Source organism: Mesorhizobium marinum, assembly GCF_040813675.1.
Classification (GTDB): Bacteria; Pseudomonadota; Alphaproteobacteria; order Rhizobiales; family Rhizobiaceae; genus Mesorhizobium_K; species Mesorhizobium_K marinum.
Window position 1 is genome coordinate 42,981 of record NZ_JBFOCI010000003.1, and the last position, 24,556, is coordinate 67,536.

General features: G+C 63.2%; 20 protein-coding genes and 1 tRNA gene. 9 read left to right on the plus strand and 12 right to left on the minus strand.

Annotated features, from left to right (window positions below):
* The gene (locus ABUE31_RS11125; protein WP_367723670.1) at positions 1–1,062 is read left to right on the plus strand and encodes a nucleotidyltransferase family protein; all 1,062 of its coding nucleotides are present in this window, start codon (positions 1–3) and stop codon (positions 1,060–1,062) included.
* Positions 1,063–1,078: 16 nt separating this feature from the next.
* Entirely contained in the window at positions 1,079–2,350 is a 1,272-nt protein-coding gene (locus tag ABUE31_RS11130; protein WP_367723671.1) for an RNA polymerase sigma factor, read from the plus strand.
* Between the two features lie 5 nt (positions 2,351–2,355).
* Here ABUE31_RS11130 and ABUE31_RS11135 read toward each other — a convergent pair whose 3' ends face one another.
* Together ABUE31_RS11135 and ABUE31_RS11140 are read right to left on the minus strand one after the other, a co-directional pair.
* Positions 2,356–3,558 carry an MFS transporter gene (locus ABUE31_RS11135; RefSeq protein WP_367723672.1) on the minus strand — a complete coding sequence of 401 codons (1,203 nt, stop codon included), beginning with the start codon at positions 3,556–3,558 and terminating at the stop codon, positions 2,356–2,358.
* Positions 3,559–3,673: 115 nt separating this feature from the next.
* Complete coding sequence (locus tag ABUE31_RS11140; protein ID WP_367723673.1) at positions 3,674–5,323, minus strand: DEAD/DEAH box helicase; 1,650 nt, start codon at positions 5,321–5,323, stop codon at positions 3,674–3,676.
* A 162-nt stretch (positions 5,324–5,485) separates the two neighbouring features.
* On the opposite strand from ABUE31_RS11140, the gene ABUE31_RS11145 reads away from it, so the two are divergent.
* Positions 5,486–6,355 carry a TrmH family RNA methyltransferase gene (locus tag ABUE31_RS11145; RefSeq protein ID WP_367723674.1) on the plus strand — a complete coding sequence of 290 codons (870 nt, stop codon included), beginning with the start codon at positions 5,486–5,488 and terminating at the stop codon, positions 6,353–6,355.
* Between the two features lie 91 nt (positions 6,356–6,446).
* Here ABUE31_RS11145 and ABUE31_RS11150 read toward each other — a convergent pair whose 3' ends face one another.
* The gene (locus ABUE31_RS11150) at positions 6,447–6,758 is read right to left on the minus strand and encodes a BA14K family protein (protein WP_367723675.1); all 312 of its coding nucleotides are present in this window, start codon (positions 6,756–6,758) and stop codon (positions 6,447–6,449) included.
* A gap of 139 nt (positions 6,759–6,897) precedes the next feature.
* Positions 6,898–7,071: a hypothetical protein gene (locus ABUE31_RS11155; protein ID WP_367723676.1), complete on the minus strand. Its 174-nt coding sequence runs from the start codon at positions 7,069–7,071 to the stop codon at positions 6,898–6,900.
* 122 nt (positions 7,072–7,193) lie between these two features.
* Here ABUE31_RS11155 and ABUE31_RS11160 point away from each other — a divergent pair.
* A tRNA-Thr gene (locus tag ABUE31_RS11160) sits at positions 7,194–7,268 on the plus strand.
* Between the two features lie 2,399 nt (positions 7,269–9,667).
* Here ABUE31_RS11160 and ABUE31_RS11165 read toward each other — a convergent pair.
* From ABUE31_RS11165 to ABUE31_RS11185, 5 genes are all read right to left on the minus strand, one after another.
* Positions 9,668–10,342, minus strand: coding sequence for a GntR family transcriptional regulator (locus ABUE31_RS11165; protein WP_367723677.1), 675 nt, complete (start codon positions 10,340–10,342; stop codon positions 9,668–9,670).
* Between the two features lie 77 nt (positions 10,343–10,419).
* Positions 10,420–11,424, minus strand: a complete 1,005-nt coding sequence (locus tag ABUE31_RS11170; RefSeq protein WP_367723678.1) for a sugar-binding protein — start codon at positions 11,422–11,424, stop codon at positions 10,420–10,422.
* A gap of 139 nt (positions 11,425–11,563) precedes the next feature.
* On the minus strand, positions 11,564–12,679 hold the full coding sequence (locus tag ABUE31_RS11175; RefSeq protein ID WP_367723679.1) for an ABC transporter permease: 1,116 nt from the start codon (positions 12,677–12,679) through the stop codon (positions 11,564–11,566).
* Positions 12,669–13,409, minus strand: coding sequence for an ATP-binding cassette domain-containing protein (locus ABUE31_RS11180; protein WP_367723680.1), 741 nt, complete (start codon positions 13,407–13,409; stop codon positions 12,669–12,671). Before ABUE31_RS11180 ends, ABUE31_RS11175 begins: the two co-directional genes overlap by 11 nt.
* A gap of 84 nt (positions 13,410–13,493) precedes the next feature.
* Positions 13,494–14,672: a Gfo/Idh/MocA family protein gene (locus ABUE31_RS11185; protein WP_367723681.1), complete on the minus strand. Its 1,179-nt coding sequence runs from the start codon at positions 14,670–14,672 to the stop codon at positions 13,494–13,496.
* Between the two features lie 191 nt (positions 14,673–14,863).
* Between ABUE31_RS11185 and ABUE31_RS11190 the strand changes: the two genes are divergently transcribed.
* Together ABUE31_RS11190 and ABUE31_RS11195 are read left to right on the plus strand one after the other, a co-directional pair.
* The gene (locus ABUE31_RS11190) at positions 14,864–15,907 is read left to right on the plus strand and encodes an HlyD family secretion protein (protein ID WP_367723682.1); all 1,044 of its coding nucleotides are present in this window, start codon (positions 14,864–14,866) and stop codon (positions 15,905–15,907) included.
* 1 nt (position 15,908) lies between these two features.
* Positions 15,909–17,885, plus strand: coding sequence for a glycosyltransferase family 2 protein (locus tag ABUE31_RS11195; protein ID WP_367723683.1), 1,977 nt, complete (start codon positions 15,909–15,911; stop codon positions 17,883–17,885).
* Here the strand turns inward: ABUE31_RS11195 and ABUE31_RS11200 are convergent.
* Both ABUE31_RS11200 and ABUE31_RS11205 read right to left on the minus strand, forming a co-directional pair.
* Positions 17,874–18,977, minus strand: coding sequence for a cache domain-containing protein (locus ABUE31_RS11200; RefSeq protein ID WP_367723684.1), 1,104 nt, complete (start codon positions 18,975–18,977; stop codon positions 17,874–17,876). The genes ABUE31_RS11195 and ABUE31_RS11200 overlap by 12 nt on opposite strands.
* Positions 18,978–19,151: 174 nt before the next feature.
* Positions 19,152–19,397, minus strand: a complete 246-nt coding sequence (locus ABUE31_RS11205; protein WP_367723685.1) for a hypothetical protein — start codon at positions 19,395–19,397, stop codon at positions 19,152–19,154.
* Between the two features lie 57 nt (positions 19,398–19,454).
* Here ABUE31_RS11205 and ABUE31_RS11210 point away from each other — a divergent pair, with 57 nt between their 5' ends.
* Positions 19,455–20,828, plus strand: a complete 1,374-nt coding sequence (locus tag ABUE31_RS11210; protein WP_367723686.1) for an FAD-binding oxidoreductase — start codon at positions 19,455–19,457, stop codon at positions 20,826–20,828.
* 626 nt (positions 20,829–21,454) lie between these two features.
* Here the strand turns inward: ABUE31_RS11210 and ABUE31_RS11215 are convergent.
* A complete protein-coding gene (locus ABUE31_RS11215; protein WP_367723687.1) occupies positions 21,455–22,243 on the minus strand; it encodes a glycosyl transferase family 90 in 789 nt (262 codons plus the stop codon).
* A gap of 295 nt (positions 22,244–22,538) precedes the next feature.
* Here ABUE31_RS11215 and ABUE31_RS11220 point away from each other — a divergent pair, with 295 nt between their 5' ends.
* Together ABUE31_RS11220 and ABUE31_RS11225 are read left to right on the plus strand one after the other, a co-directional pair.
* Complete coding sequence (locus ABUE31_RS11220) at positions 22,539–23,336, plus strand: hypothetical protein (protein ID WP_367723688.1); 798 nt, start codon at positions 22,539–22,541, stop codon at positions 23,334–23,336.
* On the plus strand, positions 23,323–24,459 hold the full coding sequence (locus ABUE31_RS11225; RefSeq protein WP_367723689.1) for a hypothetical protein: 1,137 nt from the start codon (positions 23,323–23,325) through the stop codon (positions 24,457–24,459). Before ABUE31_RS11220 ends, ABUE31_RS11225 begins: the two co-directional genes overlap by 14 nt.
* The last annotated feature ends 97 nt before the right edge of the window (positions 24,460–24,556 follow it).

A 24,556-nucleotide genomic window follows, 5' to 3' on the forward strand; every position in this document is an offset into this window, starting at 1 on the left:
ATGCCGACGGACGAACGCCACCCGCCCCTTTCGCCGCGCGAGCAGGTCCTGTTCGCCGGGCTTGCCGACCCCCGCAGGCAGATCGACGCGAACGATCTCCGAGACGGACAGCTGGCCGCGCGCATGCTGGCTGCGGCCCGGGCGCACGGCGTCCTGCCGATCGTCTGGAGGAAGCTGTCCGGCCTCGACGCCGATTTCGGCGAGCCCGTGCGCGACGCGCTGCAGGCAGCGGGCGACATGGTGGCGATAATGGCCGGGCAGTCTCTGTTGCTGCGCCACCACGGGGGGACCATCGCCAAGGCCTTCGCCGAAGCCGGCATTCCGGTGGCGATCGTCAAGGGGCCGGTCTTCGCCGAGCGTCTCTACGAGCATGCGTCCGACCGCCCGTTCACGGACATCGACCTGCTGACCGCGCCGGAGGAACTGGCCAGGGCGAACGCGATCCTGCCTTCGCTGGGCTACGTCGCGCTGACGAAACAGATCTGGGACAAGTCGGAAAGCAACCAGGAATACAAATGGGGGCGTTCGGACAACCCCAACCTCCTGATCGAGCTGCATGGCGACCTGGTTCACTACGCCTCGTTCAGACGGCTGCTGTCCTATTCCTACGCGGAGCTGATGCTTGCCGGCGGCGGCGATCCCGCAGCGCCGTCGGCGATGCTGATGACCGCCGTCATCCATGGCGCGTGCGGCCACAAGTTCCACCGGCTGCAGTTCGCCGTCGACATCCTGCAGGCGGGTCGCGCCGTAACGGATGCCGACCTGCCCCTGCTCCAGGCGGCGTCGCGGGCGATCGGCGCGGACCTCGAGCTCGCGGTATCGCTCAACCTCGCAGGCAGGCTGTTCGACGATCCGCAGGTGCTCGATCTCGCTGATCGCTTCTCGTCCAGCCTGGCCGCCGGACTGTCGAAGCGACTGGTCACGCCGGCCGCCATCCACGACGCCATGAGCACATCCGGCGCACTGTCGCATGCCCGGCGCAAGGCCTTCCGGGGATTGCAGTTGCTGTCGCGGCTTGGCCGCACGAAGGGCCCGGCAAGCCTGCCGGCCGCCAGCAGATGAGGACGAGCCGCTAGCCATGCCGGCTGCGTCGGTCGAGAAAACCATCGAAGCTGTCTGGCGTATCGAGCAGGCGAGGATCATCGCCGCGATCGCGCGTATGGTTCGCGATGTCGGCCTCGCGGAAGAGTTCGCGCAGGACGCCCTCGTCACGGCGCTTGCCCAATGGCCCGAGAAGGGCATGCCTGACAGGCCGGCGGCATGGCTGATGGCGACCGGCAAGCGCCGCGCCATCGACCACCTGCGCCGCGCAAAAATGCTCGACCGCAAGCATGGCCAGATCGGCCACGAGATGGAAATCGAGCAGATGCATGGCGGGGCCGATATCGATGCCGCGCTCGACGACGACATCGGCGACGACCTGCTCAGCCTCATTTTCACCGCCTGCCATCCGGTGCTGTCGCCCGAAGCGCGCGTCGCGCTGACGCTGCGGCTGGTCGGCGGCCTCGACACCGAAGAGATCGCGCGCGCGTTCCTCGTGCCGGAGCCGACGGTCGCCCAGCGCATCGTGCGCGCGAAGCGCACGCTGGCCCAGGCCGGCGTGCCGTTCGAGGTGCCCCGCGGGGCGGACCGCGCCGAACGGCTCGCCTCGGTGCTTTTCGTCATCTACCTGGTCTTCAACGAGGGCTATTCCGCGACGTCGGGCGAGGACTGGATCAGGCCGCAGCTCTGCGAGGAGGCGATGCGGCTCGGCCGCGTGCTGGCCGGGCTGGTCCCGGAGGACGCAGAGATCCACGGCCTCGTCGCGCTGATGGAGATCCAGGCCTCGCGGCTGAAGGCGCGGACCGGTCCGGGCGGCGCGCCGATCCTGCTCGCCGACCAGAATCGCGGTCGCTGGGACCGGGTACTGATCCAGCACGGGCTGGCTTCCCTCGACCGTTCAGAAGCGCTCGCGACGCGGCGTGGTCCCTATGCCCTCCAGGCGGCGATCGCAGCCTGTCATGCCCGCGCGCCGACGGCGGATGAGACCGACTGGCCGCGCATCGCCGCGCTTTATTTCGCGCTGGCGCAGGTTAACCCCTCGCCCGTCGTCGAACTCAACCGCGCCGTTGCGATCTCGATGGCCTTCGGGCCGCAGGCGGGCCTCGATCTCGTCGACCAACTGGTCGATGTACCCGAATTGAAGGCCTACCATCTCTTGCCCGGCGTCCGGGCCGACCTGCTGGCGAAGCTCGGCCGGCTGGAAGAGGCGGCGGCGGAATTCCAAAGAGCCGCCTCGCTGACGCGTAACGACCGCGAGCGGGCCGTTCTTCTGGAGCGGGCCGCGGCGATGGCCGTGCGGCCGGACTGACCGGATCAGGAGCGCGCTGCTTCAGGCCGTGCGTCGCGCGACGAGAGATAGACCAGCAGCGCCAGCCCGACCGCCAGGGCGTAGAAGCAGAACAGGGCGACGTAGCCGCTGGTCGGGTCACCCGGCGCCGACCACGCCGTCACCACGCCGCCCGTGGCGAACTGCATCATGCCGACGCCGCCGATGGAGAAGAAGTTCATCATTGTCACCCCGCGTCCCGTCAGGTGCGCCGGCACGAAAGCGCGGGCATGCGCCATCAGCACCCCGTAGCTGCCGCCGGCGAGCCCGATCGCAATGAACAGCAGCGTCGTCGTCGCCAGGCCGGCGGCTGGATTGAGCGCCAGGGTGATCAGCGCCAGAACGGTCACCGCATTGCCGGCGACCGCCACCCATTTGCGCGTCCTGAACAGTTGGTCGAGCGGACCGTAGAGGAACGACCCGGCGACCATCGCCAGCGCCATGAACATCGCGACCTCGCCGATCACGATGGAATCCGCGCCGTACACGTCAGCCAGGTAGGGGCCAGACCACAGGCCGCGAATGCCCGTGGTCGGCGCATAGTTCAGCGCGGTAATCGGGATGATCGGCCACAGCCGGCGGATGGAGAACAGTTCGCGGTAGCCCGACAGGCCGGTCGCGGCGTGGACGGCGCCTTCCGGCTTCGGCGGGTCGCGCAGGAAGATGGCGATCGCCGCGGCGGTCAGGATGGTGAAGATGCCAAGCGCGCCCATCGCCGTTCGCCAGCCGAAGATCTGCGCCGCCTCTGCAAGCGGCGCCGCGCCGATCACGTTGCCGGCGGTGCCGAACGCGATCGTCCACGAGGCGAGCACGGCAAAGCGCGCCGGTGAATGGTTGCGGGCGTAGATGAACAGCGCAGACATCAGGATCGGCGAGCAGCCCAGCCCGATCAGCGCCATCCCTGCGACGATCATCCATGGTGCGGAGGCGATCGCGAACAGGATCGCGCCCGCGCCGCCGAAAAGAGCCAGCATGATCGAGGCCGTGCGGCGCGGTCCGAACCGGTCGAGCCAGACGCCGACGGCGAACTGCGCCAGCGCGAACAGGGCGAACCACGCCCCGGACGCCACCGACAGGTCGACCTTGGTCATGCCGAGCTCGGTCGTCAGCACCGGCGTCAGCACCGCCAGGAACGAGCGATAGAACTGCGAAAGAACGTATCCGATCGCGAGGGCGGCGATGCCGGCCATCAAGCTCTCCCCACGCAATGCCCGATGCAAAAGGCGGCCGGGACAAAGCCCCGACCGCCTATCCTATTGATCCACCAACGGCAATTGGACCAGTGCCGGCAGTGTTTCGGTCAGCTTATGCGGCGCGCGCAGGCTTGCCGCCGAAACCGCCCTTGCGACGGTTGCGGAAACGCTTCTTGCCTGGCTTGCCCTCAGCCGGTCGCCCGGCTCCGTGCCTGCCGTCGTCGGGCTTGGCGGCATGCTGCCTGTGCTCGAAGCCCTGCGCAGGCTGGCCCTGCCGATTCGGCCCCTGGCCGCGGTGATGCGGCTTGCGCTGGCGCTGCTGTTCGCCCTGCCTTTCGCCGCGGTCGTTGGCCGCCGCCGGTTCGCGCCGCTCCGCGGCCGGACGCGCCGGATCGGGTTCGCCGGTATGGTCGGCCGCCACCGGCAGCTTCATGCGGATGATCCGCTCGACCTGGCGCAGCTTGGCGCTCTCTGAAGGGTCGACCAGCGTGATCGCAGCGCCGTCGCGCCCGTTGCGGCCGGTGCGGCCGATGCGGTGGACGTAGCTCTCCGCCTCGTCGGGCAGGTCGAAGTTGACGACATGGCTGATGCCGGGCACGTCGATGCCGCGCGCGGCGATATCGGTCGCCACAAGGATGCGCACCGAGCCGTCGCGGAAACCGTTCAGCGCCTTCTGGCGGGCATTCTGGCTCTTGTTGCCGTGGATAACCGCGGCGTCAAAGCCGTCGCGCTCGAGGTCACGCAAGACACGGTCGGCGCCGTGCTTGGTGCGGGCAAACACGATGACCGACGTCATCGCCGGATCGGCCAGCATGTCGGACAGGATCTTGCGCTTCTGCTTGAGGCGGGCAAGCACGACGCTCTGCGTGATCTCGGCCGCGGTCGTGCCCTGCGGCGCGACCTCGATATGGACCGGATCCTTCATGATGCCGCGCGCCAGTTCCTCGATCTCCGCCGGCATGGTGGCCGAGAAGAGCGCGGTCTGCCGGTCGCGATGCACAGCCTTGGCGATGCGCCGGACGTCGTTGATGAAGCCCATGTCGAGCATGCGGTCGGCCTCGTCGAGCACCAGCCAGCGCGTCTCGGACAGGTTCAGGTCCCGCTCGCGGACGAGGTCGGTCAGGCGGCCGGGTGTCGCCACCAGCACGTCGACGCCCGGCGCGATCTTCTTCACCTGGCTGCCCCGCGACACGCCGCCCAGCACCAGCGCGGTCGAGATGTGCAGGCCCTTGGACAGGAGTTTTACCGTGTCCTCGATCTGCACGGCGAGTTCGCGCGTCGGCGCCAGGATCAGGGCGCGCGCCGTCTTCGGCGAGCGCTTGCTGCCGAGGCCGATGATCTTGGTCAGGATCGGCAGCGCGAAAGCCGCCGTCTTGCCGGAGCCGGTCTGCGCGACGCCGAGCACGTCATGGCCCGCGAGATGCGGCGGGATCGCCTTTTCCTGCACGGGCTTGGGAGCGTCGAACCCGGCCGCCGCCGTCGTCTTCAGGAGCGGGCCGGTGATGCCGAGTTTCGCGAAACCGGTCAGTTCCGCAGTGTTTTCGATGGTCAATTCGTTTCTTCTTTCACGCGGGACGCGTGCCCGCAAACGGCCCGGGCCGCAGGCGCAGCCTGCGTCGGGCGGAGATGTCTTGTTGGACGACAAGGCGGCGGACGCTATTGTCCGCACCGGTTGCGCTGTCGCGCCCGCAGACCGTCCGCGGGACTTTCCCGCCGCGTTTCCGTTCGCCGGAAAGGGAGGAACAGACGCAACCAGTCCCATCCAGGGGAAAGCCGGAAACCCGGCCCAAGCGCCTATGGCGGCGCATATGGGCCAGTTCGCGGCAAATGGCAAGCCCGCCAGTGCAACGCAGCATTGCCGAAAGGCATGGGCTCGCCGATCGCGGCCATAGGCAATGCCGCGCCTTGCCGATATAGAACCGGCATGAGCGACAGCAAGAAGCCTGGCCCGACGGGCACCCCCAAGGACAAGCACTACGCCAACCTGCGGCGCGCGCACCGCGACCAGAAGGCCGGCGGCAAGCCTGGCGCGCCGGCTTTCCGGCAAAGGCCGGCGGTGCCGCCCGGCGAGGCGGCGGCGGACGGGCTGGTCAGGCTCTACGGCCTGCACACCGTGCGCGCCGTCCTCGACAATCCGCGGCGCAGGATTTCGCGCATGCTGGTGACGCGCAATGCCGCCGAGCGGCTCGGGCTGGCCGACCTCTCCGCCCTGCCCTTCGCGGCCGAACTGGTCGAGCCCCGCGAAATCGACAGGATCACCGGTTCGGAAGCCGTGCATCAGGGCGTCGTGGTCGAGGCGAAGCCGCTCAGCGCAAAGCCGCTCGACGCGCTCGGCGACGCCAAGCTCGTCATCGTGCTCGATCAGGTGACGGACCCGCACAATGTCGGCGCGATCATGCGCTCGGCGGTCGCCTTCGGCGCCGGCGCGCTGATCACCACCCAGCGTCACAGCCCCACCGAGTCGGGCGTGCTGGCGAAATCGGCATCCGGGGCGCTGGAGCATATCGACCACATCGAGGTGAAAAACCTCGCCGATGCGCTCGGCAAGCTGCACGCGGCGGGTTTCCAGACCGTCGGGCTCGATTCCGACGGCCCCGACGAGATGGAAAAGACGTTCTCGGGCGGGAAGATCGCGCTCGTTCTCGGCGCGGAAGGCAAGGGTCTGCGCCAGAAGACGCGCGAAACGGTCAGCGCGCTTGCCCGCCTCGACATGCCCGGCGCAATACGCTCGCTCAACGTTTCCAACGCCGCGGCGGTGGCGATGTACGCCGCACGAAAATACCTGGGCGGCTAGCAAGAAGACCGACACCGCGTCGCGCGGCGCAAGGGAGAGACGCAGCCGCGCCCCTCCCCTGAATGCGCTGAAGCCGGTCGATCACCTCCTCTCAGAGCTTGCAGCGATGCTCGTATCCGTCGTTACCCATGTAGGTGTCGGTGCGATGGTCGTAGGTCAGGTAGCGGGCATAGCAGCGTTCGACATGTTGTTCCCACGGGCTGCGGTGATAGTCGTAATATTCCGGCCCGTGGGCCGCGCTTGCGATGCCGAGGCCGAGCGCCAGCCCGCCGATCCCGGCGATGGCCGCGACCTCGCCCTTGCTGAGGCTGCCCGCCTGGGACTGGCCGGTCGCGCCGGCCATGGCGCCGGCGACGACGCCGAGCGAGAGAAGGCCGGAAACGAATGTGGTCCTGAACGACATGATGATCTCCTGTTTCGGGCGAGGCGTCGGCCGCCTCATGATCGTCAGTCGCGCGGACGCCGGAAAAGGTTCGACGCCTCCGAGGAATTTTCTGGAGGGCGGTTGCGCCCTGCCTGCCGGGCGCCGGCACTGGCCGGGTTCAGAAGTCGCCGATGCCGGTGATGTGCCTGAGGTAGAAGGCGAGCGCGATGAAGGCGGCGATAAAAGCCCAGCCCTTCCAGTCGACCTTGGCTGCGCGGATGTCGCGCGCCAGCTTGACCAGCACGATCCAGGCAACGAGCACGATCAGCGCGATGACGACGAGTCTGAGCATGTCAAGCCTCCGGGGTCGGCAACCACCGCCTGGATGTAGGACGCCGCGGCCGTGATTTCAGCAGCGGCGGCGACCTCACTTTTGTTTCCACTGCCGCGCGAGATATGCTAACGGGCGCCCGTGCCCTTGTAGCTCAGCGGTAGAGCAGCGGTTTTGTAAACCGAAGGTCGGCGGTTCAATCCCGTCCGGGGGCACCATCAATAATATAGCGATTTCAATACCCTGCGTGTTTGGCATTGGCTCATGCAATAGTACCGTGTCGCGTGCATGTTGCTAAAAAAAACCAAGGAGTTTCAACGCTTCCCAAAAAATCCCGGCGGGTCGACGCGACATGAAATGCAACATATGGGCGCGGCATGCTTTCTACATATTGTGGATTGGCTCAGAGTGGGCCGCAATATCTTGACATTCACGGCAATCGAATTTATGCACGAAACGGTAATGGGCGAAATGCGTTCGAGCCCATTGTACTAGGCGGAAAGTACGAGCTGCTGTGCGGACCTCCCATAAGGGGAGTGGAAAACTCAGGCCGGGCTCCAGGGAAGCAAGTCGCCGCTTCTCGCCATTGGGAAGTATTGTCCAAAACCTAGCGCCGCCCAGCATCCGCTGAGGCGGCCATCTCTGTTTCTGATGTCGCGGTGAAATCGCAGGCAGGCGGAAAAGAAGCGCGGCAACGTCCGCATCGTCCTCCCCTCACCTTAATGGAGCAACTCATGTCAACGCATGAGCCCTTTGTTGCGTCCGAGTCAGAGCGTCCTGTCTGGGGCGTCGCAGCCATTGCCGAGATTTGCGGGCTGAGACCAAAGCAAGCATATCACATGCTGGAACAAGGCTACCTGCCGGCTAAAAAAGTAGGCGGCAGATGGGCAGCGATGCCGTCCAGGCTTCGCGCGACCTTCTATGTCGAGAAGGACTGAGTTGTGGCTCGCGATGCGGCATACAACCCAGTTCAGCGGCCTCGATCGAGCCGCCATGCGCGCCTTTGGTGAGAACCCAACTGTTCACACGCCACGTCATGACCATAGCCCGAATAGCCGCATTATTTCAGTGACTAACGCGCGGCCAGCGCCAGCTCTAGCTCGTTTCCGATACATATATGGTTAGCGGGCGTAACGCATCCCTGCCGAAGCGCAGGGGGACTTCCAGACGCACGGCGAGACGACGGCGCAAGGGCGGCTGGCGTGCGTCCTCGGGACTGACTTGGACCGAAGTCAAAGACATTTCCCGGCTCGCCCATGCGGCGAGCTTCAACGTGTATCTCGACATGATGCCCTGCGAAGGCAGCGATCAACAGAGAAAGCGTTGGTGCGTTGATGTCGTCAGGAAGCTTGGGCAAAGCCTGAAGCGTCGCGGCCGGCCGCTTATCGGCGTTACCACATACGAAAAATCTTCGGCTGTATCCCTTCATGGCCATCACATGTGCAGACTGGACGTCAGGGATTTCGATCTCCTCGATCGCTATTCGGACGAAACGGTAGTCGCGCGGTCTTTCGCCAGAAGCCGTCTGGCTCAGGTGGTCGCGTACCGGACGAAGCAGCGACTCCCGCTATCGCCCGCATTCGAAGCGGTGACCAACCATCAGCGTCAGAAGGGTGCGCCGATCCGAGGACGGAGGGCATCGTTCACGGCGGCCGCGCGCGAGCTACTCGCGTCACTTCAATGAACCCTTTTTTCGGAGTTCCCTATGCCTCGATCTCGCGACCGCGCCACACTGGAGGCCGGACTGAAGCTAGACCTCAACAGGCTCCTCAGACGCGGGTCTATCCGGCGGGGTGCTTACTCTCGGAGCTGCATTGTTTGGACTCAAAACTACTCCGGCGACGAGATCGCCTCCGGCGTTATCACGGCTGACATGTCAGACGAATTTGGCGGATGGTTGAAGATCGACCTTGGCAGCTTGCAACAGACCGTGTCGCTGACCACGCAGTTTCGCCATCTCGGTGGTCGGCAGTGGTATTTCCTATGCCCACGAACCGGCAGGCGTGCATCTGTCCTTTGGATGCCGCCGGGTGCACAATCCTTCGCGTGTCGCCAACGCTGGGGAAGACAGGTGGCTTACCAATCTCAGTTCCTCGACTCGATTGGCAGAGCACATCTTGGACAGGACCGCATCAATCGCAAGCTTTGCTCAATCGGTTCATTCGATCCGGCCGAATGGTCGTTGCCGCCAAAGCCAAAATGGATGCGGTGGTCTACCTATAGAAGTGCAGAGGCGAAATTTGATCGATACGAAGCTGCATTAGACTGGGGTTGTATGCAGAGCGTTGCCAGGCTGCTTGGGCCTGACTGGTTTGAACAGTCAAGTTAGCCAACAGATTTCGATTCCGGACCTGCCGGCTACGTCCGCTTTGCGCCCCCGATCCGGACGTTCGGACAAAGTTTGCCTGCGCCTGAAACCGAACGGTCGGGCCGCTGCCAACTAGCGGCAGCAATGCGCTCCAATTCTTAGTCCTTAAAGACGCCGTACACAGCGTTCCGAAATAGACCGATCGGGTATGTCTCATCGGTCGATTTCCGGGCGTCACAAGCAAAGTCGAATCCTGCTCAGGAAGCCACTTTCACCAGCCGCGTCGGCAACCAGCTGATGAGCCGTTGATCATGCAATCAGGTCGGCCGCGATCTCGAGCGTGTTGCGCAGCGACGTTGCGAGATGCGCGCGCATATATCGCTCCGCTCCGGCGGCATCCCCGGACACGATCGCCTTCAATATCTTGTTGTGTTCGCGGATCGTCACGGCCCCGAGTCCGGGCTTCGGTATGGCGAGATGCCTCCCGCGATCCATCTGTGCCTTCGAGATGTCGACTGCGCGCCAGAGCATGTGCAAACCATTCACCTCGGCGATCATTCGATGAAACAGGTCATCCAGCCTGATCGCCTCGCCGAAGCGCTGGCGCTTGATCGCGAGTTCGTGGGCGGCGACGTTGTCGGAGAAGGCTTCCTTGTCCGCCTCGGTCAGGCGTCCCGCTGCGCGCGAAGCGCTTTCCGCCTCCAATGCGGTCCGGATCAGATAGGCCTCCTCCAGCGCCTTGAGGCTGATCGGTGCGATGAAGGTGCCGCTTTGGGCGAAGACATCGATCAGGCCCTCGTCGCTGAGCCGTTTCAGCGCTTCGCGCACCGGTGTGCGCGACACGCCGATCCGCGCTGCAAGGGCCGCCTCGATGACGGCCTCGCCCGGCCGCATGCGGCCTGTAACGATCAACGCACGGACAAAATGGTAAACCTGCTCGCTCAACGGAACGCCGCGTTTCAGAAGCGGGGTGTCGAGATCCATGGTCTTGCGTCCGCTGCGAACCTGCTGAGATCGAGGCGGATCACATCCGCCTCGATCTGTTCATACAAGGCGTTCTGCTACTTTGCGATGCAGGTGTCGGCGTTTGCAGGCGTACACACGTCGAGGCCCGTGTAGGTCGGGTCCGCCGGTGCCGGCTTGCCGGCCTTGATGTCGTTGAGCGCCATCATCGACTTGTAGCCCATCTCGTAGGGACGCTGGCCGACCTGGCCCTGAGACAGGCCTTCCTTCATCTGGTCGATCTGCGTCGGCAGCGTGTCTGCATAGACGACCGCGAGCTCGTTCTTGGCGATCTTGTCCTTGAACGGTTCCGTCGCGGCGCGATTTGCATCCGGCACGAACTGCGCGAAACCGCCGGTCGCTGCGAAGGCGTCAAGGTTCGGCATCTTGGTCAGCAGATCCTGGAACTGCTGCGCGGCGAGCGGAAAGTCGTCATTGGTGTAGAGAGGGCAGCCCTCGGCCTCGGTCCAGCCGTTCTGGCCGGTAAGCGGGTCACCGGGGGACGTGGCCGACTGCTGGCCCGAAAGGCCGTCGCGGATGCCCTGCATGCGTTCGTTGAGATTGGCCGCGGCAGCGCCGCCCGACTGAATGCAGATGGTGCCACCGTTCGGCTTGATGGTCTGCAGGATCTTGGCGATGTTGGTTCCGATCTCGTAGTTGTGTGTTCCGATATAGGCAACACGCAGATCCTTGTTCTCCGGCAGGACGTCCGAATCGAAGGTAATGACCGGAATGCCCGCATCCTTGGCGGCCTGAAGCGCCGGCAGGATCGCCACGGCGTTGGACGGCGAGACCGCGATGCCGGCTACGCGCTTGGCGACGAGGTCCTGCACGATCTGCACCTGCTCGTCGCCGCCGCCATGGGCACCGGGTCCGATGTACTGGCACTCGAAGCTGTTGCCCGCGTCCTCCACGGCCTTCTTGCAGCCGGCGAGGGCCTGGTCGTAGAACGGATTGTCCATAGCCTTCGGCACGAGCGCGAAGACGGGCTTGTCCTGCGCAAAGGCGTGTGCGCCCGCGAGGGCCGTAAAGGCGACTGTGGCGCCCAAAAGAACAGTCTTCATGCGATTCTCCTCCAGATTTTCACTCGATGCCCCGCAGGGCGACTTGCTGCACTTACGCTTGCCTAGATCGCGTTCGTCGGTTTCTTCTCAACACGCTCCTCCACTGATTTGACGATACGGTTCCACCTCCGTGGATTTCCTAGCGACGCCTGATTGGGACCCACTGCTGGGCCAGGGCGCGCAGCGACGTGCCTCCGGTCTGCATGCCAAGCAGAACCGCGAGAACGATGAAGGCACCGACAAAGGCGCCCTGCCAGTTGGAGTCGACGCCGGCCATCAGCAACGCGTTGCGGATAACCTCGAGGAAAGCAGCGCCGACCACGGCGCCGAAGGCCGTGCCATAGCCTCCCATCAGGCTGGCTCCGCCGATGACTGTTGCCGCGATAACTCGGAGTTCATAGCCGGTTCCGAGCGCGTTCAGCGCCGAGCCATTGTAGCCGAGCAGCAAGATGGCGGCGACCGACGCGGTGAACGCCGAGAAGACGTAGGCCTGGAACTTGATCCAGTCGACCGGCACGCCGGTCAGCCTGGCGGCGTCCTCGTTGCCGCCGATGGCAAACAGATGTCGCGCCCACGCCGTGAAATTGAATATCCAGCCGACGATCAGCGCGAGCACGATCAGCGTCCAGAAATGCGACGAGAACTCCGGCATCCAGTGGGGCGCCCAGCCGGCCGGCTCGCGCAGCGGCCACTTCGCCTGCCCGATCGCCTTGACGATCGGCGCATCCGGCCCGAACTGGTACAGCATCTGGTTGCCTGAAAACACAACGGCCAGAGATCGCGCGAACGACATCATGCCGAGCGTTACGACGAACGACGGCATGCGCAGGTAGGCGACGAAAAAGCCGTTGACTACGCCACAGGCGACCCCCGTGAGCATGCCCATAGAGAAGGCCACGTACCAAGGATAATGCCAAGTCAGGAAAAGGCCGGCGACGATTGCCACGAGCGCCATGATGGACCCCACCGACAGGTCTATGCCGCCGGTGATCAGGACAACCGTCATGCCGAGCGCCATGATGCCGAAGGGCGCGAAGTTGCGCGAGATGTTGCCGAGATTTTCGGCTGAACCGAATGTCGGCTCCAGCACGCTCATTCCAAGCATAAGGGCGGCCAGCGCGACGGTTACCCAGAACGACTGAGCCCGCAAGAGCTTCTGCAGCGCCGATTGCTCGCGCACATCGGAGACCTCGTCCAGGATCGCATGGCTGGCGGCCTTGGATTCCGAGGCGATGTCTGGATGGCTAGGCTTCACGTATCGCTCCCGTGATCAGTCCGGTAATCTCTTCCGGCGACGTCTCCGCCTTCGGCTTGTCGGCGACCTTTGTGCCGCGTCGCATCACGATGATGCGGTCGCACACGGCAAAAACATCCGGCATGCGGTGGCTGATCAGCATCACCGAGACGCCCTGCGCCTTGAGCCGTCGGATCAGGTCCAGAACCTCGGAGACCTGGCGTACCGAAATCGCGGCAGTCGGCTCGTCCATCATGACGAGTTTGGCGTTTGACAGCCGCGTGCGCGCGATCGCCACGGCCTGGCGCTGGCCGCCCGACATCTTTCGGACGAGATCGCGCGGGCGGGTCTCGGACTTGAGTTCGGCGAACAGCGCTGCCGACCGTTCGATCATCGCCTTCTTGTCGAGGATGCGAAACGGCCAGAAACCCTTCTTGATCTCGCGCCCCAGAAACACGTTCTGCGCGGCCGTCAGGTTGTCGGCGAGCGCGAGATCCTGGTAGACGACCTCTATGCCCTCCGCCCGCGCCTCGATCGGCTTGTGGAAGTGGCAGACTTGGCCGTCGACCAGCACCTCCCCCTCGTTTGGCGGAAAGTTGCCGGCGATCAGCTTCACCATCGTCGACTTGCCGGCGCCATTGTCGCCCATGAGACCGACCACCTCGCCCGGTTCGATGGCGAAGCTGACGTCCGTCAGCGCCCGGATGGCCCCGAAACTCTTCGATACGCCCCGCACTTCGAGAAGCGCCATTCTTCCTCCTTCGTCCGCTGCGCACGAACAATCGAACGCGGCCGTCGCTTCGCGCTTCCAACGCCGTTGCGACGGCGCCCTGCCCTAGCCTGCACCCTCATGCCGTAGCGTCGAGCCGACGTCTTCGACGACCTCCCATTGGCGCGACGTCGCCGAACGCAGCACCGCGTCCACCACCGCATCCACCGCCAGTCCGTCTCGAAAGTCCGGTACGCGCTTCTCGCCGACTCGCAGGCCGGCCAGGAAGTCGGCGACCTGGTGGACGAAGGTATGTTCGTAGCCGATCTGCAAGCCGGGCACCCACCATGCCTTCATGTAGGGGTGGTCGCCGTCGGAAACGTGGATGGACCGCCAGCCACGCAGCTTGCCGTCGTCGTCATGACTGAAGAACTGAAGCCGGTGCAGGTCGTGAAGATCCCAGGCAATCGAGCCGTGCTCGCCGTTCACCTCGAGGGTGAAAAGCGCCTTGTGGCCGCGTGCGAAACGCGTCGCCTCGAATGTCGCAAGCGATCCGTTGGCGAAGCGCGCAAGGAACAGGCTGGCGTCCTCGGCCGTCACCGCCTGCCGCTTTCCGCTTTGTGTATGAACGCGTTCGCGAATGAACGTTTCGGCGGTACCCGAGACCTCGGACACAGGGCCGACGAGCCAAAGCGCCGCATCGATACAGTGCGCCAGCAGGTCGCCGGTGACGCCGCTCCCCGCCACGGCCGCGTCGAGGCGCCAGGTGCCGGCGCCGCCTTGCGGAAGTTCAGACGACATCGTCCAGTCCTGCAGGAATTTGAAGCGGCTGTGAAAGATGCGACCGAGCCGCCCCTCCTCGATCATCTGCCTCGCGAGCGCCAGCGCCGGCACGCGCCGGTAGTTGTACCAGACCATGCTCGTGACGCCCGCCGCGTCGGCCGCGTCGGCCATGCGCATCGACTCGGCAAGCGTGCGGCCGAGCGGCTTCTCGCTGGCGATCATCTTGCCGGCCTTGGCGGCGGCAACCGCGATCTCGGCGTGTGTGTCGTTCGGGCTGGCTATGTCGATGAGATCGATATCTTCGCGCTCGACCAGCCTGCGCCAGTCGGTTTCATGCGAGCCGAAGCCCCATTGCCGTGCGAATTCCCGCGCCTTCACCCCGTCGCGCGAGCACACGGCCGCGAGCGCCACGCCCGCTTCGCCCGGAAAGAAGCGCTGGACCTGCTGGTACGCATTGGAGTGGGTCCGGCCCATGAAGCCCGTCCCAACGAGCCCGATTTTCAAGCTCCGGTTCGCCGGCACTTCATCCTCCCATGACTGCCAGGCGCGCAATCTTCACGGTCATCGTCGGGGAGTCAACGAAAATTGATATATTAGTGTACGGATTGGCGGAGCTCGAAGCTGAGGCCGGCCGTTAACGACAAATTATCTAGGGGGAACCAAATTGCAGCCGTTGGGGCTGGACAAAACTCGAACCTCTGCGGAGTGTCTTCATGCGGTTTGTCAGGCTGATCGTCGGCTTCCTCGTCATCGCCATCGCGCTATTCCTGATCGCGGGCGAGCAGCTGTCCGGAGCCAGCGCCGACGCCGTCGTCAACGCGCAGACAACCACTGTGCGATCGCCCATCTCCGGCACGCTCTCGCTTGAAAGCCGGACTCTCGGGTCAAGGGTCATGGCCGGCGAGACGCTCGGCTCCGTCGATACTCCGGCCGATGACGATGTCAGGCTGAACGATCTCCTCCTCGACCGCGCCAACGTCGGCGCCGAAGTCGGGCGCCTGAACGCGACAATCGCGCGCCATGAGGCTGCAGTCGCGATGCTGCAGTCGCGAACGGATCTCTATCGAACCTGGCGCATCCGCGAACTCGAAGCCGCGCTCGGCGCTGAGCCTCGGACCGGAACCGATGCCGTGGCTGAAATCGCGCTGGAGGCCGCCCGAGAAGGGACCTTCCTCGGCGACGGCTACAACGACGCGCCGGCCTCCGAGCAGAGGCTCTGGGACCTTTCTGTGCGCCTCGAAGAAATGCGGGCGCAGCTTGACGCCGAGAAGCTGCGGGCTGGAAACCTCGAAAAGCGCATCGACGAGGAGCGGCTGCGCAAGAACCGGCTCGATCTTGCGCAGTTGAAGGCAAACGTTGACGGCAGCGTTTGGGAAATTCTTGCGACCGACGGCGAAACCGTCCAGCGCGGTCAGGACGTGCTCCGGCTGGTCGATTGCGCTTCCACGATCGTTACGCTCAGCGTCGCTGAAAGCACATACAACAGACTGAGGCCGGGCGACTCCGCGATGTTCCGGTTCAACGGAGACGGCCGGTCGTTCCAGGGAACGATCACCCGGCTTGCCGGCGCCGGCGCCGCGACCATCTATCGCCAACTCGCCGTCGCGCCGAGCGGCCGCCACCTCGAGCGGTTCGACGTGGCCCTGCTCGTCCCAGCGCTCAGGCAGGACCCCGATCTTGCCTGCGGAATCGGCAGGTCGGGGAGAGCTTTCTTCGAAGCGAGGCCGTTCGACTTCCTGCGCCGGATCTGGGGCTGAGATGCTACCGCCGGTACTGCTGAGCGAATTGGGCTCAAGCCTGGTCCACATCGCTCTGGTGTTCTCAGCCGGCATCGTCGTGCCGATCGTGCTTAGCCGAAAAAGCGCATTTCATCGCGCGTTTTTGTTCGGCATCGCTGCCCTGCTGTCGTTACGCTACCTCTGGTGGCGCGCCACGGAGACGTTGGCGCCGGCCGGCCTGACGCTGGACTTTGTTGCGAGCGGATCATTCTTCGCACTGGAACTCGGCGCGACAATTTCATCGCTGAGCGCGTACCTCATCCTGTCGCGGCTGCGCATGCGAAGCGGCGAGGCGACCCGCAACCTGAACTGGTGGGGGGATGCAAAGGCGCCGCGCGTAGCCGTGCTGATCGCGACCTACAACGAGGAAAGGGATGTGCTCGAACGCACGATCGTCGGCGCGACGTCCATGAAGTACCCCGACTTCGGGGTTTACGTCCTCGACGACGGCCGGCGCGAATGGTTAAGCCGGTTATGTGCCGATCGCGGCGTTCACTATGTGACGCGTTCCGACAACCAAGGCGCCAAAGCGGGGAACATGAACAACGCCCTGTGGTTGCTGGAAGCCTCGGGAACGCCCGACTTCGTTGCCGTCCTGGATGCGGACTTCGTACCCCACAGCAATTTCCTGACCCGAACCATCGCCCTCTTCCACGACAAGGCCGTCGGCCTGGTCCAGACACCGCAGCATTTCTTCAACGCGGACCCGATACAGCACAATCTCAACCTGAGCCGTTCCTATCCCGACGAACAGCGCTTCTTCTTCGACCACATCCAGCCGGCGCGAGACGGCTGGGGGATCGCATTCTGCTGCGGCACGTCCTCGGTTGTCCGGTGGGCGGCTATTCACGAAATCGGCGGCTTTCCGACCGAGAGCATCACCGAAGATTTCATGCTGACCCTGGCGCTCCAGGATCGCGGCCATCGGACCGTGTACCTGAACGAGGCCCTGTCGGAAGGCCTCGCTCCGGAAGGCCTGAAGGAATACATCACCCAGCGCGCACGTTGGTGCCTCGGCCTGATGCAGATTGCGCGCAGCCGGCTCGGCCCGCTCGGCAGCAACAACCTGCGTCTGCGCGACCGCTGGAGCGTGGTGGACTCGGTGCTGTTCTGGACCACAACGTACAGCTTCAGGATCGCCGCTCTGGGTTTTCCGTTGCTCTACTGGTTCTTCAACATAACGGTGGTCGACGCCACGGTACCCGACGTCCTCAGCTATTTCGGCGTCTATTTCATCTGGGTTCTGGTGAGCCTCAACTTCATCTCCGGCGGCATGGTGGTGCCTATCGTCAACGACGTCAGCCAGTTGCTCGGCGCCTGGCCGATCACGCGCGCCGCCTATGGCGGTTTGTTTCAGCCCAAAGGCCACTCGTTTTCGGTCACGGCCAAGGGCGGCGACCGGACGCGAACCTTCGTGCAGTGGCGGCTCATCGCGCCTTTCGCCGCGGTCTTCGCTTTGACGTTCCTGGCAAGCATAATCGGTATCTTTTCAGATAGTTACGCCTTCAACGACGCGGGCGACGGGAAGCTCGTGATCCTAGTCTGGACGTTCTACAACCTGCTGGTCCTTGCCGTGACAATCATCGTTTGCATCGAGTTGCCGCGCCGTGAGCGGCATCTGGACGAAAAGCCGGAACAGGCGGCGATTGAAGTCAAAGGGCGCATGGTCCGCGTCTGGATCACCGGGCTCACGCAGAACACCGTACGCGTGCGCGGCGCTGCTTTGCCCGACGATCAGCCGGTCTCTATCGACATTGCCGGTATCGGAAAAATCCGGGCGATTGTCTCCTCACCTACGGCAGATGGCGCCCGGTTGTTGCTCGAACCCACGATGGAACAGCACGACGCCCTGTTTCGCCGCTTCTATGGATCGGGTTCCGCGCCCGGCATATCGCAGACCCGCTATGGAACCCTGCTCGCCGACCTTGGCCGCCGATTCTCGTTCTCAAGAGGATGAAGCGACAGCAGGGCTTTCGTTCATCTGATTGTGCTGCAGGCGTGCGATCGCGGCGCTGAGCAGCGCTGCTTCTTCCGAACTTCTCGTTTCAAACGGATAGACCTCATCCCCCCGCAATATGATTGCGGCATTGTTCGCCAGGCGGCGCAGCGGTGACAGGAAGGTGGTCACAAAGACTGCAGTCAACACGCTTAGGAGGAGTCCTATTCCGGCCAGATAGAGGGCTACGTATTGTGAGATCGCCAGGCCACGTTTCGAAAATGCGCCGTCATCGATGCGCGCAACGAGGCTCCAGCCAAACGATGGTAGGTCCGCGTAGCCGAACTTCGGGAGCACCGTCGTGAAATAGCTCTTGCCGTCCGGCCAGGTTTCAAGCGAGGTCGCGGCAGCGCCAAGCTGGGCAGCGCGGATGCTCGGCAGGTCGAGGGCAGTTGCAGGATCGTCTGTGGATGAAAGCATCACGTTGCCGCTTGGATCGACGAGGAAGGCATCGATCCCCATCGCCTTGGCTGACTCGGCCACATGCTTCTTCGCCCAGGCCGCATCCAGATGCAGTCCGAGCACTGCAACGGTATCGTTGCCGATCTTGACGGGCGTGGAAAGGTCGAGGAAGCGGCGCGGTTCACCGTCAATCGACGGGAGCAGCTTCGCCAAAAGCAGTGCGTCATGGACGTCGCCGGCGAAATCCCCTTCCAGGCCGCGCTGAAACCAGGGCCTCGAAGAGACGTCCTGGCCCTCGAGCAGCCCACCTGAAGCGACCGTGACCCGGCCGTCGATCGCCGCAATTCCCGCCCAGGAGACCCGCGACCCGTCGCCGACGACGAGGTCCAGCGATGAACGCACCGCCTCAAGATCGCGCGGCGCTATTTCGCTGGCGATTGTGCGGGCGCCATTCCATTCCTCGTGCAGCGCACGCGCGAAATCGAGCGCAAGCCCTTGTGATCTCATGGTCACCGCTTCGGCCAGCGCATCCTCGGTGGCTGCGTTCAGGCGATCTCGAAGCAGCATCACTGCCGCGCCAGCGGCGATCAATGCTCCGACTAGCACGAAGCCCCACAGTGCCGTGATCAGGGACGTAAGGCGCGGCCGCATTTTTCCTCCGCAACAGTCGCCCCAAGCCCAGCCACCCTTAAACCATCGCAACGGATGACTTGGAATTCTTGAGCGAACAGGTTGTCGTTTCGTGGTTAACGCAGCCGGGAGGCGGTCCCATAACTGCCGCAGCGCCTCGGCTTGTTGCACATCTGGCACTACGTGCAAACAGCTTCACAGCCGAGCACATTCGGATTGGCGTCCGAGACCCCTACCTCGCCTAAGATTCCCCCAGCCTTCGGCCGGATTCGACGGATCCTGATAGAGATATTGCCGAAAGGAGTAGGCAGCGTACCAGCGGTTGTGCTTCTGCGAAAAATCCTGGGCTTCGGGCGGCAAAGCCAGTTCGGGGATATCCCCGCGCACCAGTCCGGTGAATGCGGCAACGTCGACCGGATTGCCGTCCTGGTCTATGGTCATTTATTGGCAGCTTGCTGGGCTCGGGTATTTCGCCGCAGTCTCAATGGGAGCGAGAACATGTCGCAAACACAGATATCGCAGCTTGTCGCCACGCTTTCCAGTTCGTTCAGCGGACGCCTCCTTGTCCCCGGCAATCCGGGTTATGAGGATGCGCGCAAGCTGCACAACGGGATGATCGACAAGCACCCGGCCCTTATCGCGCAATGCCGGAACACCGCCGACATCGTCGATGCGGTGAAGCTGGCGCTTGCACAAGGCCTAGAGATCGCTGTGCGAGGCGGCGGCCACAACGTTGCCGGACGGGCGACGGTCGAGGGCGGCTTGATGATCGATCTGTCGCCGATGCGAGGCATTCACGTCGATGCGAAGAAGCGAACCGCCCGGGTGCAGGGCGGTGCCACCTGGGGGGACGTCAACCGCGAGACCCAGCTTCACGGTCTTGCCGTGACCGGTGGCGTCATTTCCACAACCGGTGTTGCGGGACTGACATTGGGCGGCGGCATCGGTTGGCTGATGGGCAAACACGGATTGTCGCTCGACAACCTCATTTCCGTCGAACTGGTCACAGCCGAGGCCAAGGTGCTGACGGCTGATGCTTCCACCAATGCTGATCTGTTCTGGGGATTGCGCGGCGGCGGTGGAAATTTTGGCGTGGTTACCTCGTTTGAATTCGGCCTGCATCCGGTCGGGCCGATCGTCACCGGTGGCATGGTCGCCCATCCCTTCGCCAAGGCGCGCGAAGTGATGCAGTATTTTCGAGGCGTGACCAAGTCGCCGCCCGACGAGTTTGGCGCTTTCAGCGCGCTGGTGAAAGCCCCCGATGATCCGGGAGCCAAGATGGTGGTCCTGGCTGCGGCCCATTGTGGCGACCTGGCCGCTGGCGAAGCGACGATGCGCCCGCTCAAGGCCTTCGGACCGCCGGTGATGGATGCGATAGGTCCCATTCCCTACAGCACGCTCAACACTATCCTCGATGCCGGCAACCCGAAGGGTGCGCTCAACTACTGGAAGTCGAGTTTCCTCGGCGAACTCAGCGATGCTGCGATAGACACGATGATCGACTGCTACGCCAGATGCCCGGCTCCGATGGGAGGTATGCTGGTGGAACATTTGCATGGCGCGGCCTGCCGGGTTGCGCCGGATGCAACGGCATTCCCGCATCGCGCCGAAGGCTTCAATCTTCTTGTCCTCGGGCAATGGTTGGATCCCGCCGCAACACCGGCCTGCACGGCTTGGGTGCGCGAGACCTATACCGCCATGCAGCCGTTCACGAGTTTGGGGCGTTATTCCAACTATCTTGGCGATGACGAAGCAATCGATGCCGCCGCGGCGGCTTATGGCGTCAACTACCCGCGGCTGCAGAAGATCAAGGCCAAGTATGATCCTGGCAATGTCTTTCACCTGAACCAGAACATCCTGCCGAAGGCTTGAAATGCCATCGCCCATTGGAAGGACAGCGCGGCTGTGAAACCACCGCATCGGGTGGCCCATTTCCTGGATCGCTTTGCAATCTATTCGGAACGCGGCGATCCTGGACCCGATCCCGTCTCGGTCAGCACTCGCGGATTGACCGAGGAAGGCTAATCTGCCCAACGTGCGAAGGCAGGCTGGGCACCAGCGGTCATTCGGTGCGTGCGCAAACCACGCGTCATTTGGGGGATGGCAGCTACCTTTGAGGTTGGGCCCGCTGAAGGGCAAGATGCGGTCCTCGACGCCCAGAAGCGGACGGTCGGACACCGGCCCCGAAGCTGCCTGACCGGAATGCGCCCCCAATCCGGACGTTCGAGGATTCGTGGCTGCGACTTGAAACCGGACGTTCCGGCTAATCGAATGGCGGCTTCACCACCAGTTTTCGGAGTACTTCCACCCAGCCAGCGGGCGCGCGTCACCGCCTTGGTAAGATCGCCGTCACCAAGACCTGTGACGTTGCCCCCAAATTGCCTGACTGCGATGCGTCCTGAGAACGGTTGCCCAATCAATGGTCGTTGACAATTTGCACGATAGCGCGCGAAAGGCGGGGGGCACCAAAATCACGCTGGTCTTGCTTGGCTCAACTCTTAGCGCAAGGCCTTTTCTGTCGCCGTGATCGAACTAACGGCTATCGACGTTTCGCTCTCGAGCGTCATTGTTCTTGCAAATGCTTGCCCATGTGCAGCGATCTCACGAGCGCTGCCGTCGTTGCTGCGGACCCAGTCGATCTGTTCGAGGAGGTCTGAAAGGTCTGCCTTCACCGGGACGTAGTGCTCCCAAGGGCGGATGCGGTCATAGTACCACTGGCGATAGCCTGAAGCACTGTCGACTTTCAGGACACAGCAGCCAAGATGGAGGCGCAGGAGGAAATTGCTCCAAGTGTTGGCATTGCCGTCGATATCGACGGCAAACTTGTCCCCGATCCATGTAAACTGGTCCAGCCATCCCCTCCAAAGCCCGGCCTGCTCAAGCAGTTGCTGGGTCTGCTTGCCGCGAGTGCTATAAATGAAGGCGGCGTCGCATCCCGGCAAATTCTTGAGCATCAATGCCAAGCGTATTCGAGGAAGGACGTCGGCATCCAACGTGATTTTGTCCACCCGGCCCTGACCGGTCGTGCTTCCGCGCCATCGGATGATCTCGGAGCGAGTTGTCCAATCAACCGGATTGTCCTCAATGTACTCACGATAGCGCCTGAACCCGCGCGACCAGAAGAAGTAGGAGTCCGGAAGCGCAGTGACGTTTGGATCGCGCACCGACATCGCGTAGCGCGCGCGCGACCGGCGATTGCCATCCGACAAGTCGCCGAGGATGTTGTCGATCCATGGAGGGCAAAGCGAGAGCCAGTAGAGATAACTATCTATACGGATGATATCCAAGTCAGGCGTATCGCTTACGCGGACCCTGTATCCAGTCTCATCACGACTGATACCGCAATCGTATGGATATTCCGTAGCCCCCGTGATCTCCAGTTTCGGCCTGGGCAGCGCTACGCCACATCCCTGCCAAACTGCCCGGAAATGAGGGCGCAGGATCCAATCGTAACGGAGTCTCGTCAGCAGCCTCATTTCGCCTCAGTACACGGGGATCGTTGACATAAACGGTCCGGATTCGAGAGAACTGTCCATTCGGCTGCTCTCTATCGGCGGGAATGTCCGCGCTTGGGGATCTTGTATGGATGTCTCAGTCAAAGTGTCGTTGCAAGGTGGGCACCAATGGGAATTTGTCGCCGAGGCAGGCAGCCCGATGGTGACCGGGCTGGTGTCTGCTCTGCCAGGCGCCACGGTGGATGCGTCCCTGCCACCTGACGGCCTCATCCAACTTGAGGCAAAATCCGGCGAAAGGCTATTCGTCACGCGTTCGTCGCTCGTTGCCGTCTCGATCACCGAACTCGACAGCCAAGGGCGACATTCCGCTTTTGCCAAACCAACGTTTGCCGGCGCTTCGTCGCCTGCACCGTTCGTGCTGGTCTCCAACTTCTTCACGCCCGGCACGCTTGCCAACCTGCAGGCGGCAATTTCGATGGCCAACTCTTCGCCGATCGCCGCAAACGTTCGCGAGTTTTCACTTGATCGTCTGCCGATCGACGCCGAACGGGCTTTGATCCGCGCGATCGATGACGCGCTGACGGCGTTTGGAATAGAAACAAACGATGCTGATCGTCACCTCAATCTCAGAGCGTTGCAAGCGAATGATAGCTCTGCAGTCGGCTTGAACGTGAGGGGTTCGATTGTCTCTTTGGTCGCCTTGCTACCGCTCACGAAGTCAGCAAAGGTGTTCGGAAGCATAAACCTGCGCGATCAAATAGCTGACGGTGCGTTGGCGGAGGGAGTTCGCCAGGTAAGCTTGGAGTCCAACAATCTGCTCATCTATCCAACGGCGGTAGGCAATGACGCGCTGCACGTGATGAGTGACAATGCCGTGATATTGGAGGGTGTGCTGTGCGGGGGTGGCGCCGTTGGGAGCGAGTGAGTTCCGGCGTCTGTTTCGCGAAACAACGTTCCACCCGGTAAATGGCGGAGGTGTAGTCTACCACCGCAAAGCACGGCGGCTTTTCGCGCTCAACGACGCAGCGGCATTCGTTTGGCTCGGCTTGCGTGATGGAAAGGTGCCTGCAGCGCTCATCGTCGATCTAAGAGAGACGTTTGGGGTGGACGGCACCGTTGCGGAACTATGGGTTGGCCAAGCGATCAGTGACTTCAAGGTCATAGGCGATGTCGCGGTATCGCCGAGCCCGGAGTGGCCGCATCAAGATAAGGCCGAAGTCGGCGCGCGCGGCGTCGACTATCAGTTGCTCGGACAGACGCTTCGCATAGACGCGGGCGTGTCTACTCTAAAGTCAATCGATTCTCTCTTGGGAGGGATGCGGCGCCAAAACTCGGGAACGCCTGATATTGCTGTCGAAATCACAGATGAAGTCGATACTTGCCAGGTCCACTTCCACCAGAATGTCTTCGGCATCGCAACCAGAGATCGAATCGTCCCGGAGATGGAGCGGTTCGTGTACGAGGAAATGGTACCCCGTGTCCGCCATTTCCTCGCGTTTCACGCCGCGCTTATGCAATGCGGCGATATCGGCGTGCTGTTCGCCGCTCCATCAGGTTCCGGAAAGTCGACCCTCAGTGCCGTGCTTTCCTCAAGGGGCTGGAGATACCGTTCCGACGAGATGGCGCTCCTCGACCGCGAACTGGGCTGGCGCGGGGTGCCGCTTCCACCTTGCATCAAATCCGACAACTATTCCCGCATCGAGAAATGGCATCCAAGCCTTCGGGACGTGTCCGAGCACATACGTTATGGACGCAAGGTGAAATACCTGCCGGTTCAGGCAGAAGGAAATGCGGCCGACGTTACGATTGTCGTTTTCCCCCGCCTCGGCGAAGCGGAGGCAGCGGGTCTGACTGCGATCGACCCTCTTGCGGCATTGACGCAACTGCTATCGTTATGTGTGTACGTCCCGCTCGGGTTTACGGAAAGCGATGTTACGCGACTTCTGCTGTGGCATGAGCGAACTCGCTATTTCGAGTTGGCCGTAGCTGACCCGTCTGAGGCTGCTGTAGCGCTGGAAGACCTTTGCATGAATGCGCGAGGGTGGTAATCTAGATGCTGTTCTGAGGGGCTCGCCATGACTGACAGGGAAATCGATAAGGCCAACGCCGAGCGTCGGCTCTTTTTAGAGAAGGCCGGTCGATTTG

Coding starts and splice junctions, on each gene's coding strand:
- ABUE31_RS11205 (WP_367723685.1), bottom strand. CDS start 19,397: ATGACCATAGACCAGGACGGCAATCCGGTCGACGTTGCCGCATTCACC.
- ABUE31_RS11195 (WP_367723683.1), top strand. CDS start 15,909: ATGCTACCGCCGGTACTGCTGAGCGAATTGGGCTCAAGCCTGGTCCAC.
- ABUE31_RS11130 (WP_367723671.1), top strand. CDS start 1,079: ATGCCGGCTGCGTCGGTCGAGAAAACCATCGAAGCTGTCTGGCGTATC.
- ABUE31_RS11150 (WP_367723675.1), bottom strand. CDS start 6,758: ATGTCGTTCAGGACCACATTCGTTTCCGGCCTTCTCTCGCTCGGCGTC.
- ABUE31_RS11145 (WP_367723674.1), top strand. CDS start 5,486: ATGAGCGACAGCAAGAAGCCTGGCCCGACGGGCACCCCCAAGGACAAG.
- ABUE31_RS11220 (WP_367723688.1), top strand. CDS start 22,539: ATGGATGTCTCAGTCAAAGTGTCGTTGCAAGGTGGGCACCAATGGGAA.
- ABUE31_RS11165 (WP_367723677.1), bottom strand. CDS start 10,342: ATGGATCTCGACACCCCGCTTCTGAAACGCGGCGTTCCGTTGAGCGAG.
- ABUE31_RS11140 (WP_367723673.1), bottom strand. CDS start 5,323: ATGGGACTGGTTGCGTCTGTTCCTCCCTTTCCGGCGAACGGAAACGCG.
- ABUE31_RS11180 (WP_367723680.1), bottom strand. CDS start 13,409: ATGGCGCTTCTCGAAGTGCGGGGCGTATCGAAGAGTTTCGGGGCCATC.
- ABUE31_RS11155 (WP_367723676.1), bottom strand. CDS start 7,071: ATGCTCAGACTCGTCGTCATCGCGCTGATCGTGCTCGTTGCCTGGATC.
- ABUE31_RS11170 (WP_367723678.1), bottom strand. CDS start 11,424: ATGAAGACTGTTCTTTTGGGCGCCACAGTCGCCTTTACGGCCCTCGCG.
- ABUE31_RS11135 (WP_367723672.1), bottom strand. CDS start 3,558: ATGGCCGGCATCGCCGCCCTCGCGATCGGATACGTTCTTTCGCAGTTC.
- ABUE31_RS11210 (WP_367723686.1), top strand. CDS start 19,455: ATGTCGCAAACACAGATATCGCAGCTTGTCGCCACGCTTTCCAGTTCG.
- ABUE31_RS11125 (WP_367723670.1), top strand. CDS start 1: ATGCCGACGGACGAACGCCACCCGCCCCTTTCGCCGCGCGAGCAGGTC.
- ABUE31_RS11190 (WP_367723682.1), top strand. CDS start 14,864: ATGCGGTTTGTCAGGCTGATCGTCGGCTTCCTCGTCATCGCCATCGCG.
- ABUE31_RS11200 (WP_367723684.1), bottom strand. CDS start 18,977: ATGCGGCCGCGCCTTACGTCCCTGATCACGGCACTGTGGGGCTTCGTG.